General features: G+C 58.5%; 8 protein-coding genes and 4 pseudogenes. 1 reads left to right on the top strand and 11 read right to left on the bottom strand.

The genetic code is table 11. The features are described from left to right. Positions 1 to 227: 227 nt before the first annotated feature. From X751_RS136100 to X751_RS136135, 11 genes and pseudogenes are all read right to left on the bottom strand, one after another. On the bottom strand, positions 228 to 1,019 hold the full coding sequence (locus X751_RS136100) for a hypothetical protein (RefSeq protein WP_023690711.1): 792 nt from the start codon (positions 1,017 to 1,019) through the stop codon (positions 228 to 230). 395 nt (positions 1,020 to 1,414) lie between these two features. Further along, a pseudogene (locus X751_RS1000000168280) lies at positions 1,415 to 1,657 on the bottom strand (HlyD family type I secretion periplasmic adaptor subunit); the annotation flags it as partial. After that, positions 1,632 to 3,574: pseudogene (locus tag X751_RS1000000166475) on the bottom strand (type I secretion system permease/ATPase). The pseudogenes X751_RS1000000168280 and X751_RS1000000166475, both read right to left, overlap by 26 nt. A gap of 398 nt (positions 3,575 to 3,972) precedes the next feature. After that, on the bottom strand, positions 3,973 to 4,947 hold the full coding sequence (locus tag X751_RS136105; RefSeq protein ID WP_023685036.1) for a LysR family transcriptional regulator: 975 nt from the start codon (positions 4,945 to 4,947) through the stop codon (positions 3,973 to 3,975). A 64-nt stretch (positions 4,948 to 5,011) separates the two neighbouring features. Next, positions 5,012 to 5,800, bottom strand: coding sequence for an ABC transporter permease (locus X751_RS136110; RefSeq protein ID WP_023687364.1), 789 nt, complete (start codon positions 5,798 to 5,800; stop codon positions 5,012 to 5,014). A gap of 3 nt (positions 5,801 to 5,803) precedes the next feature. Further along, positions 5,804 to 6,660, bottom strand: a pseudogene (gene nodI, locus X751_RS01000000164475) (nodulation factor ABC transporter ATP-binding protein NodI). Between the two features lie 54 nt (positions 6,661 to 6,714). Beyond that, positions 6,715 to 6,948, bottom strand: a pseudogene (locus X751_RS136115) (carbamoyltransferase N-terminal domain-containing protein); the annotation flags it as partial. A 37-nt stretch (positions 6,949 to 6,985) separates the two neighbouring features. Then, positions 6,986 to 7,615 (bottom strand): nodulation methyltransferase NodS, encoded by a 630-nt coding sequence (gene nodS, locus X751_RS136120; protein WP_023746298.1) that lies wholly within the window; start codon positions 7,613 to 7,615, stop codon positions 6,986 to 6,988. A gap of 13 nt (positions 7,616 to 7,628) precedes the next feature. Next, complete coding sequence (nodC, locus tag X751_RS136125) at positions 7,629 to 8,987, bottom strand: chitooligosaccharide synthase NodC (RefSeq protein ID WP_023687361.1); 1,359 nt, start codon at positions 8,985 to 8,987, stop codon at positions 7,629 to 7,631. A gap of 13 nt (positions 8,988 to 9,000) precedes the next feature. Then, positions 9,001 to 9,660 carry a chitooligosaccharide deacetylase NodB gene (gene nodB, locus X751_RS136130; protein WP_023685030.1) on the bottom strand — a complete coding sequence of 220 codons (660 nt, stop codon included), beginning with the start codon at positions 9,658 to 9,660 and terminating at the stop codon, positions 9,001 to 9,003. After that, entirely contained in the window at positions 9,657 to 10,250 is a 594-nt protein-coding gene (locus X751_RS136135; protein ID WP_023685029.1) for a NodA family N-acyltransferase, read from the bottom strand. Before X751_RS136135 ends, nodB begins: the two co-directional genes overlap by 4 nt. Before the next feature lie 237 nt (positions 10,251 to 10,487). Between X751_RS136135 and X751_RS136140 the strand changes: the two genes are divergently transcribed. Beyond that, positions 10,488 to 11,513 (top strand): LysR family transcriptional regulator, encoded by a 1,026-nt coding sequence (locus X751_RS136140; protein WP_023746297.1) that lies wholly within the window; start codon positions 10,488 to 10,490, stop codon positions 11,511 to 11,513. Positions 11,514 to 11,550 lie beyond the last annotated feature (37 nt).

Raw genomic sequence — 11,550 nt, 5'->3', positions numbered from 1 at the left:
GCTGAAGGTTTGGAAGGGATTCATCGTGGTCGGCCGCAAGGGCCCGAACAGGCTCCCGCCTCCACACCTTCAGTGGGATTTCGGTGCACGACCAGCGCGACGCGCAGGGCTTCGTCACTGTACACGCTGACTGCTCCCGGGCGCCCCGGCCCATGGCAAGTAGCGGAAACGGGAAAGCGCCCGCCCAGGGGGGCGGGGCGGGCGCGGTTCCGTATGGGTTTTCTGGATCAAACGAAGGTGAAGTCGGACGCGGTCAGGCCCAGGTCTGCCACGGTGACCACACCGCCCAGGTGGGCGAACTCGTGCGCGCTGCCGTCGGCGGTGACATAGGCCAGAGTTGCGAGTCTGTCGGTGTAGCTGCTTTGGTAGACAATGATGTCGCCGGCGTGCTCGCCGGAGATCGCACTCGCCGCCTCATTAGCAGAGTTGAAAGATTCGCCAGTGATCACCACGACGTGTTCGCCGTTCGCACCCGAGGCCGCACCGCTGTAGAAGCTGCTCACCGGGTAGCCGGACTGTATGCTGGCGTTGTTGACGAAGTTCGCGCCAAAACCATCGTTGTAGAGGCCCACCGCATCGAAGGCGAACTTGTCCTCCGCCGGGTTGAAATCGGTGATAGTGGTAATGTCCGACGTCGACCCGACAACCCCAGGCACCGGATTGTGGAACTGGAACACGAACGTGTCACTGTCGCTGCCCCCGGTCAACGTGTCCTGGCCGTCACCCACGTAGAGGACATCCTGGCCGGGTCCGCCGCTGAGCCTGTCATTGTCCTCACCGGAGACGCGCGCGTTGAAGCGGCCGTTGTCGCCGGAGAGATCGTCCCAGCCATCTCCGCCGAAGATGCGGTCGTTACCCTTGCCGCCGATGGCTCGGTCACTGCCCGCGCCACCCGAGATCTCGTCGTTGCCGCCACGACCGTCAAGCCAGTCACCGCCCTGGTAACCCTCGATCCAGTCAACACCCTCGGTGCCGAGGAGTGTTTCGGAACTCGGGCCACCTTCGATAATCTTTGCCATTGAAAATACTCCTAGTGATGCCCCTGCCTGACGCGTTCATATTCGTCATCGGACAATTTGAGAAATCGATTGCTTGGATAGGCATACATTTACGAAATGGATGCATTCTCGTTCACTTCGCGCTTCTGCTGAGCAGTTGCGGGCTCGCAGGCGGCGGGGACGCGCCCAGGCAATCGGCCCGAACATTCACACTCAAAGAACGGTCCAGGAAACTTTGTAACCGGTCGTTCTGGTTGGGCCGCCCTCGGAAGAACGGGCATGGGGCTGTGTTGCCGAGTTGCGCCGGCACTGCCCATTGCGAGCAATGGAACGTTAGGGAGCGCGTTCGCGCGAGCCGAGATCGGAACCGACAGGCGCACCAGGTAGTACGAAATGCCGGGTTTTTCATCCGTCGCCAGATCGGCTGCGATCCGGCTTTCGCGCACCAGGATTTCTCCGACCACCCCGCCAGTCGGGTGCTGTATCTTCTCACTAGGAAACGACGACAAAGTGTCCGGACGCTACAACCGCACCGGAGAGATTCGTGAAGGTCGCCCAGGCTCCGGCTCCTCCCACAAAGATCACGCTCGCCAGAAGGCCCGCCACCAGGTGCCGGCGAATGGACTCGAAACGTCATTGTTCTGATGAATGCCGGACACCGGGATCCTCCATGTCAGCGCGCTCTGCCACGTGATCCTGTGTAGACTCGATGGCCTTCAGGACTTTGGAACGCGCACCGAATGATCGCTGCCGTCCACCTTCCATCACCAACACCAAATCCACGGCGCGGATGGCGCTCGGCCGATGGGCGACGACAACCGCAATGCCCTTGCGCTCGCGCACGGAGGCGATCGCATTAACGACTGCAGCCTCGCCTTCCGCGTCGAGATGGGCATTGGGTTCATCCAGCACGACAAGGAAAGGGTCTCGATAAAGGGCCCGGGCAAGACCGATAAGCTGACGCTGCCCGGCGGAAAGTGCCGATCCGGCCTCACCAATCGGAGTTTCGTATCCGTGCTCAAATCGGAGGATCAGTTCGTGCGTGCCCGCTGCTTTCGCCGCGGCGACAATAGCCTCAGGGTCAGGATCATCTTCAAAACGAGCGATGTTTTCGGCAATGGTGCCNGCTTTCGCCGCGGCGACAATAGCCTCAGGGTCAGGATCATCTTCAAAACGAGCGATGTTTTCGGCAATGGTGCCATCGAACAATTCAACACCTTGTGGCAGATAGCCGATGTGACGGCCTAGTGCTTCCCGGTCCCATTGATCGAGGCTTGCGCTGTCGATGCGAACCTTCCCGGCGACCGGCGTCNTGACGGCCTAGTGCTTCCCGGTCCCATTGATCGAGGCTTGCGCTGTCGATGCGAACCTTCCCGGCGACCGGCGTCCATGCGCCGACGATGGCGCGCGAGAGTGTCGACTTGCCCGAGCCCGACGGGCCGATGACCCCGAGTGCGCTTCCCGCCTGAATGGCAAACGCAATGCCGGTCACGGTCGGCTTGCTTTCACCGGGCGGAACGATTGTCACGCTTTCGAGGCGCAGTTCGCGTTCAGGTGCAGGCATTAGCATAACAGGAGCGGTTTCAGGAACCTTTTCCAAGAGGTCCTCCAGCCGCGCCCAACCCTGGCGCGCCATGAGGAAGGGTTTCCAGCTTGAAATGGCGAGGTCGACCGGAGCCAGCGCACGCCCCATCATGATCGAACTGGCAATCATGACCCCGGCCGTAGCCTCTTCCCTGACGACAAGGTACGCACCGACGGCAAGAATGGCCGATTGCAGCAGCACGCGCAGCGACTTTGAAATGGCACCCAGCCCACCTGCCACATCCCCAGCTTTCCGGTTGGCGGCCAGACACTTGGCATTGGCCTTTTGCCATCGGGCAGCGATCCGCTTTCCAAGACCGAGAGCTTGCACGACCTCGGCATTGCAACGCGCTGCTTGCAGCAGACCATTGCGTGCCATGTTGTGGGCAACGGTATCGCTTATCGGCCCTNTCGGCATTGCAACGCGCTGCTTGCAGCAGACCATTGCGTGCCATGTTGTGGGCAACGGTATCGCTTATCGGCCCTTGCGAGAGAGTGTTGGCAAGGAGTGTCAGAGATGTGAGACCGACCGCCCCGATAAGTGCCGTCATGCCGATCCAGAAATGAAGGAGGAAGCAAATGCCAAGATAAAACAGCATCCATGGCAGATCGAAGAACGCTGTCGGACCGTTTCCACCTAAGAAGCCGCGAACATTGTCGAGATCGCGAAGCGGCTGCAAGCCGTCGCCCGGCATGCGCGTTGAAAGCGGAAGGCGAACGATCGCATCGTGAACGCGTCCGGAAAACTGTCCATCGAAACGCTCGCCAATCCGCAGCAGCACGCGGGCGCGCAAAATGTCGAGCAGGCATTGGAACGCATAAAGCCCCGCAGCAAGCACGACGAGCCCCACTAGNGTGGATACGCTGCCACTTGCCAGAACGCGGTCATAGACCTGAAGCATGAACAGCGGCGAGATGAGCGCAAGCACGTTGACCACGCCGCTGATCAACACAATGCCCCAAATCGCGGAAGTCAGAGGGAAGGGTCTCAAAGCTGAATCCTTTAAGGAATGGTTGTCACGTAAGTCTCCGGAGGCTGGCGACCCAGCTCCCTATATTGCTCCCCGACCGGCAACCGACTGCATCCGCTCGCTGGTTCAGGATCAGTGCTCCCGCCGAATATGTTTGGTCCCGGCATTTAATGGAGCGCGTCAACAACACCGTCCGGCTGAAGGTTTGGAAGGGATTCATCGTGGTCGGCCGCAAGGGCCCGAACAGGCTCCCGCCTCCACACCTTCAGGCGCGTTCATATTCGTCATCGGACAGTTGCAGAAATCGATTGCTTGGATAGGCACACATTTACGAAATGGATGCACTCTCGTGCGCTTCGCCCTTCTGCTGAGCAGTTGCGGGGTCGCAGGCGGCGGGGGATCGCCATCCATGCCTCCTCTCATAGTCGAGGGGGGGGCAGTTTCTCAATTTGGGGACAACTCAGACGTCCGGTGCTCTTAGGCAGAGGAATCATACGAGATCCCTCCTGCAACATCATTTCCCGCATCCACAGGCTTGCCGGATCACTATTGTGGAGCGCAGGCCATTGAACGGCCTCCGTGAATGCGGGAGGAAGTGGCGGCGGAAGTTTGACAATCCGCAGGGGTGTTGTTTTTGCGAAATGCTGCGCCAGCCGTAAGGGCATGGTCCCGATGCGGCTGGTGCCTGATACAACGGGCGGGATCAGGCTAAAGCCGTGTACGACAACTTCGATGCGTCTCTCGAAACCGTGCTCGAGCAAATACCATTCCTCCATGGAGAGCTGCCGGGTGTCCCCGAATTTGAACACAACCTGCCCCATCGATAAGTATCGCTCCAATGTAAGTGGCTCTGACAGCTGCTTGTTCGTGCCGCAGCCTACGCACACGAGCATATCTTCGAACAGGGCTGCGCGAGGATGTTTCGACATGAATACTTCCGGCATAATTAGAAAATCAACGTCGCCGCGCCGGAGAAGCTCCTCGGGGTCGTCGGAAATAGGGAGACATTCAAAGCGGACGGCGGGAGCTTCCCGCGCAGCACGTTCTACGATCTTCTTAAAAAATACGAGCGTGATGTAATCGGAAAGGATAATCCGGAAGCGACGATCCGATTGGGCTGGGTTGAAGGCGTCCCAGGAAATAATCGATAGCTGGATGTGCAGCAATGCCTCCCTGACTGCTGGGGCGAGCCCCTCAGCGCGAGGTGTCAAAATGAGCTCGCGGCCGCTCATCGTAAATAGCTCATCGCTGAAATAGGCGCGCAACCGAGCAACGGCGGCGCTCATTGCCGGCTGGCTCAGGTTAATACTGCGGGCCGCCGCGGTGACTTTACGTTCCCTGACCAGAGCGTCCAACACAACGAGGAGATTCAGATCGAGTCCCTTAAAACGCATGTCTTGATCTAGGCGGCGTGTGAATGGGTTGCGACCAAACATTCAATTCGAATGGTGAGTAGCGTCAACGCATCAGCCTTCGACGAAAAAGAGCAATCGAAAAGAAGAAGGGCAAAACTGTGTATATGCAAAGCGCGCCGATATGCAGGCCCATTTTGTCAATCGGACGGCCAAGCATCGCTGGACGAATGAGGTCGATTGCATGTGCGAGCGGTAATAAGGAGGCAGCATACTGAAAAGCGCCGGGCAATTGGTTGACCGGAAACATCGCGCCGCAAAGGAACAGCATGGGTGTAATAACAAGCGTATTATAAAATATGAAATATTCATAACTGGGCGCAAGCGCCGTGACGACCATCGCTAGACTCGCGAAGGCGAGGCCATTGAGAGCGATGACTGGCAGCAAGCAGAGGATGGATGGCCACGATGCGTAGCCGAGCGTGGTGGCAACAATAGTGATTGCTGTGCCCGCCATGAGGGCCTTCGTGGCTGCCCACGCCAATTCGCCGAGTAAGATATCGCCGAGCGTCAGCTGAGTGCATAGCATTCCTTCCCAGGTGCGCTGGTCGCCCATGCGGCCGAAACTCCCGTAGACCGTTTCAGCGGTCGCCGATGCCATCACGCTTGTGGCAACCATGCCAGCCGCGAGAAACGCAATGTACGAAGTGCCCTCAACAGGACCTATCATTGTTCCGATGCCAAAGCCGAGACCGAACAGATAGATCATCGGATCGGCGAGGTTGCCGAGAACCGATGCAAGCCCGATTTTCTTCCATCCAAGATAGTTGCGGCGCCAAACCGCGACCCAATTCCACGCATTGGCGGGCATGCCCGCCGCATAACGTTCGCCCATTGTTCAGTCCTCCATCTCGCGCCCGGTTAACCGCAAAAACACATCCTCGAGATTGGGGGGACGCTGCAGAAGGCGTAGACCCGTGCGCCCGCGTAGCTGCGCCAGCACCTGCTCCGGATCGGGTGCATAGCAAAAAAGCGTCTCACCGCTCACCTCGATGCGCTGTGCGTACGGCCGGATCAGCGCACCCAGTTCATGCGGATTGCCGCCGTAGACCTCCACCACGTCACAGCCGATCTGCTCGTCAATGAGTTCGGACGGGCGACCTTCGGCGATCTTGCGCCCCTCCTCCATAACGCACAGCCGATCGCACAGCCGCTCGGCCTCTTCCATGAAATGGGTAGTCAAAAGAATAGTCTTGCCCCGCGCCAGCAGCGACCGCAGCCGATCCCAGATCAGGTGGCGGGCCTGCGGATCGAGGCCGGTGGTCGGCTCGTCCATCACCAGCAAGTGCGGGTCATTGATGAGCGCACGCGCAAGCGTCAGGCGCCGCTTCATGCCGCCGGACAGTTCGGCGACGCGCGCATCCGCTTTGTTCTCGAGGCGGGCGAACTCAAGCAGCGATGGTATGACCGCATCGATCTGGCGTCTGCTCATCCGGAAGTAGCGCCCGAACACCAACAGGTTCTCGCGTACAGTGAACGCGGCATCAAGATTGTCGAACTGCGGGACCACGCCGATGCGCATACGTGCCAAACGCGCGCGCGCCGGCACTGGAGCGCCGAGCACAGTAATCTTCCCCGCATCAGGAGATGTCATGCCGAGGACNCCCCCGCCGCAACGCGGAACGACAGCCTGTCGACAACGAGCTTGTCATAAGTTTTGCTTACGTCAGTAAGGTCGATCGCTATCATGGACATGGGTTCATTTTACCGAGAGGGACGACAAAACTGGCGGTTGCTTGGTTCCCTGCCGACCTGAAACTGTGACTCGTCTTCGTCATCCCCGCCGTCGATAACGAACTGATCGACATCACAAGGATCTAGCCGCTGCTCCGCTAAAGCGGCGACAATTGCGTCGAGATTATCGATGGATTGGTATCGCGGATCGTTGTGCCGCTTTTCCTGGTCATCGCAGAAGACGAGCCGTCCATCCTGGACCAGGGCGATCGCCCCATCATGGGTCAGCTTGGTACCACAGATGCGCATAGTGTCTCCACGTTAACGGCGATAGATTCGAGATTCATCAGGAAGCGGAAATCGGATTCCGGAAACGGACGAGCAAGCAGTCTTCGTTGACCGACTCGCCCCGACACTCAAGCCGCTCTACCTCGATCAACGTTTCGTTCAGCATGGCGATGACCGGCTCAGCACCAGCGGCGTGACCCCAGCGACGGCAATTAGCATCCCTTGCCGATCCGAAGATCAGATGCCCGCCTGGCGCAAGCACCCGCACCAGGTTTTTGACGGCCGCGCGCATCTCGGCTATTTCTCCGAGGTAGTAGAGGACCTCCGCCACAACGATCACGTCAAACAACTCGTCGGTCGAAAACTGTTGAACATCGCAGACTATCCAGTTGATGCGCGACGGCTCCTTTATCCGTTGACGTGCTCGAGCAATCGCTTGCGCCACGACATCGATGACGGTGAGCCCTTGGCAGTAGGGGGCTAGTTTTTCCGTGAATGCGCCGGCAGCGCACCCGACTTCGAGGGCATTTGTAATGGAGCCTTGGGCAAGCGCCAGCTGGAGCATTTGCGTGTGGCGCTTCCGCTCGAATGGATTGCCGTCGAGGCCCCACGGATCGTCGGCGGCCAATTCCCGATCAAGCAACTGATGATTCACGTTCTGGGTCAAACTCGTGCACCTCTCGTCCATTAGGTATTTGCGATCAATCGTCGCCGCAAATGTTGTCCGACAGGACTAATTCCGAAGAATCCCGCGCAAGACTGAGCCTGCGAAGCGGAGCCGAATGGGGCGAGAGTTCTGCCCTGCTGGAACCAGTGATCGGAGCTTGGGTGGGGGCCTGTTTTCCCCCAGTGTTCGATGTAGCGACAGCAGAGCTTCGCGACAGCCAATCGCTATTGCTCAAGGTACACAGCGCGTAGGCCTTCAACGGAAGCAAGAGAAAGACGTTGATGAACGTGTGCAGCGAAAAGCCAAGAAATCGAAATTGTCGAGCACGAAATGCTACCACGCTGCATCGGAGCATGGTCATGGACACAATCATCAGTCCTGTCCACCAAGGCACAGTGCCTGTCAGTGCGAAATGTGCGAGGCCCGTTAATACCGATAGGGCGAGGAGTAGCGCGCCGAGATTCTGTCCGACCACGTCCAACGTGAGATAGCTATTTAGGCTAGGCAGCAAGCGCAGCCCAAGCAGTGTGTCCCGGAATGTGCTTCGTGCCCAACGGAGTTGTTGGCGCAGATACGGTCCGAGTCTGTTCGGAACGACTGTGGCCGCGATGGCGCTCGGAACGTATTCGGTTCGAAAGCCTGCTTTCAGCATCAGGATAGTGAGATGGCGATCCTCACCGAAGTCGCTTGGCTTGCCCCGAAAAAATTGCGACTCGTACTGGTCCAGTAACAAAAGGAGCGCAGACCGGCGGTACATGGCACATGGGCCGCAACAGCACATAACGGCACCGAAGCGAGCCTGTGCCGCGCGCTCCTCGTTGCAAGCCAGCCAGTACTCCATGTCTATCAGCCTGGTCAGCCAGCTCTCGGTTCGGTTACTGGCCGTCAACTGACCCATGACTGCGCCGACCGCTGAATCTCGCATCTTCGGTACAAGCTTGGAAATGACGTCGGGCGCGAGTACCGTGTCTGAATCAACGTTAAGCACCAGATCCCCTGATGAGCGTCGTATCGCGGCGATCTGCGCCTTGCGCTTTCCAACATTCTCGGGAAGCAAAATGATGTCGAACCTGGGGTCGCGCGCGTAGTCTTCGTGGACAGTTCCTAAGGCTTCGCGATTTCCAGAACCGTCATCAACCAAATAGACCCGAAGTCTTCCGGCGTATTCTTGGTCTGCAATGGAAGCCAGGCACTCTGAAAGCGTGCGCGGATCCTCGTTGAAGCAGGGGACGATGACATCGACGCTGGGCAGTTTGTCGGAGCCGGCGAGAACCTCCAACGCCGACGAATCCTTTGTCGGCATAGCATAAAGCCCTTGCATGCTCTTATAGGCAGTCGAGAGCAGTGCATAAAGCGAAATGGCCACAGTGCTGGTTGTACCAAGAAGAGTCATGGGATCTCGTTGTTCAGTGATGTTGAGGAAGTGAGCGGATTACAAATCCGCGCTCACGCAGTGCTGGAATCAGCCGGGACAGCGCCGTGACCGTCTGGTCGCGCATGCCGGCGTGAGCGCCCTGGCTCAACTCGCCGGGAGGGCACCCGTCGTGCAAGAGTACAATTGCGCCCGGCCGGACGGAGGCGAGCACTTTATCGATAATCGCCTCGACTCCAGGGCGAGACCAATCTCGAGGGTCGACGGACCAATGAAGGGCCGCCAGCCCGGCGATCTGTGATGCTGTGCAGACTTCTTCGCTCCAGGCGCCGTAGGGCGCGCGAACAAAGCGGACCGAGGCCTGCGGGCACGCTCTCATGATCGCGTCGTTCGCTTCAAAGACCTCACGTTGCACTTCGCCGAAACCGCATTGGTACGGATCCGGATGAGACATCGTGTGGTTGCCTACCTCGTGCCCTTCTGCGATCATCCGTTGGATTAGATATGGGTGCTCTAAGGCGTAGGCGCCGATGACGAAGAAAGTCGCCGGCACCCGCTGCTCTGCCAGCACGTCGAGAATCTCCGGTGTGAAAAGTGGATTGGGACCGTCGTCAAACGTCAGATAAACGCTTCGACGGCCGGTGCCGTCAGAGCACTCACGGCGCACTTCGTACAAGCAATCGGACCGGCTCATAGCTCTGGTCCGTTCCGATCTATCATCGTGCCCGTGGGCCATTCGCTGATCGGCCGTCCAACTGGCAGAACAATTGTGAGTGCGTCATCGATGCGTGTGGGCGGCAGGTCGAGGCGGGCCTCTGGTCGGGTGGAGCGCACGCGAATTCCCGACAAAACGGCCATAGGGCTGTATCGCCGTCCGAACCTCTCAACATGATTCCGCATCGCGTCCCTGACCGTTCCGAAAGCGAATGGAACGCCAAGCTCCTGCAGTATTGGAAGCATGACATGGATTGAATGGGCGATTCCCAGACCCTCAAGGTCCGGACGTACCCCGTACAGGCCCAGTTCAGCCACCAACAGGTCGACCGCGTCGACCTTGATGAAACGGCGCAGTATGCCCATGTGAGCCGCTACACCGCTTGAATCATAGGCGATTACGCGGAGTTCAGGCCTGGCTCCGGCCCAGCTTCGACTACCTTCGAACGGTTCTGCGTTGGACGCCCCAGTCGGCCCGTACGTATCACGAAAGAACTCGGCGAGCTTAACGTGATCGGAGAGCTGCAACTCGTTTTCCCAGCACAACTTCCACTGCACCTGATGGCGCATTCAGGACCTCTCTTCATATTGGTTTTTGCGGCCGCATTACTCGACCAAAGCGGCGTTGGTGGCTGCACTCAGCCGTTGTCGTTGGCGAAGGTGAGCCAGACGCTCTCTCGAGTTCCGGCCCGTGTCGTCGATTTGAGCTTGACGTCGCTCACTTTCCGTTCCTCTAATGCATGGCTCGTAAATTCGTAAAATTGATTGTTTGAATGATACGCATCCACACGTTGGATAGAACATGACATGCGTTTTAAAGGGCTGGATCTAAATCTCCTCGTTGTGCTGGACGCTCTGATGAGGGAGCGTAAAGTCACTGCCGCGGCTCGCAGTATCAACCTGAGCCAGCCTGCCATGAGCGCCGCCGTTGCTCGGCTACGCGCCTATTTCAACGATGAGCTATTTACGATGAACGGCCGCGAGCTCATTTTGACGCCGCGCGCCGACGGGCTCGCCCCAGCAGTCCGGGACGCATTGCTGCACATCCAGCTATCGATTATTTCCCCCGACGCCTTCAACCCGGCCCAATCGGATCGTCTCTTCCGAATCATGCTTTCCGATTACATCACGCTCGTATTTTTTAGGAAGATAGTAGAGCGCGCTGCGCGGGAAGCTCCCGCCGTCCGCTTTGAATGTCTGCCTATTTGCGACGACCCCGAGGAGCTTCTCCGGCGCGGCGACGTTGATTTTCTGATTATGCCGGAAGTGTTCATGTCGAAACATCCTCGGGCAGCCCTGTTCGAAGATAAGCTCGTAGGCGTAGGCTGCGGCACGAACAAGCAGCTGTCGGAGCCACTTACATTCGAGCGATACTTGTGCATGGGGCATGTTGTGCTCAAATTCAGGCACACCCGGCAGCCCACCATGGAGGAATGGTATTTGCTCGAGCACGGTTTCGAGAGACGTATCGAAGTTGTCGTACAGGGCTTTAGCCTGATCCCGCCCGTCCTGTCAGGCACCAACCGCATCGGGACCATGCCCTTACGGCTGGCGCAGCATTTCGCAAAAACAACACCCCTGCGGATTGTCCAACTTCCGCCGCCACTTCCTCCTCCTGCATTCACGGAAGCCGTCCAATGGCCTGAGCTTCACAATAGTGATCCGGCAAGCATGTGGATGCGGGAAATGATGTTGCAGGAGGCATCTCGCCTGGCGCCTTTGCCTGAAATCATTGAGCGTCTCGGGCACGCCGATCCGACCTTTCGTTTCTTGGTACCGACTGCCACCTCGAAATCGCGTGCGAAGTCCCGGAAGATGTTGAGCCCCACCTAATCACCGCCTGTAAGACAGGCTGATCAGCATGTTCGAC

The organism is Mesorhizobium sp. LNJC394B00, from assembly GCF_000502555.1.
Classification (GTDB): domain Bacteria; phylum Pseudomonadota; class Alphaproteobacteria; order Rhizobiales; family Rhizobiaceae; genus Mesorhizobium.
The sequence above is the reverse complement of the archived record's forward strand: the minus strand, read 5'-3'. Positions and strand labels throughout refer to the sequence as shown.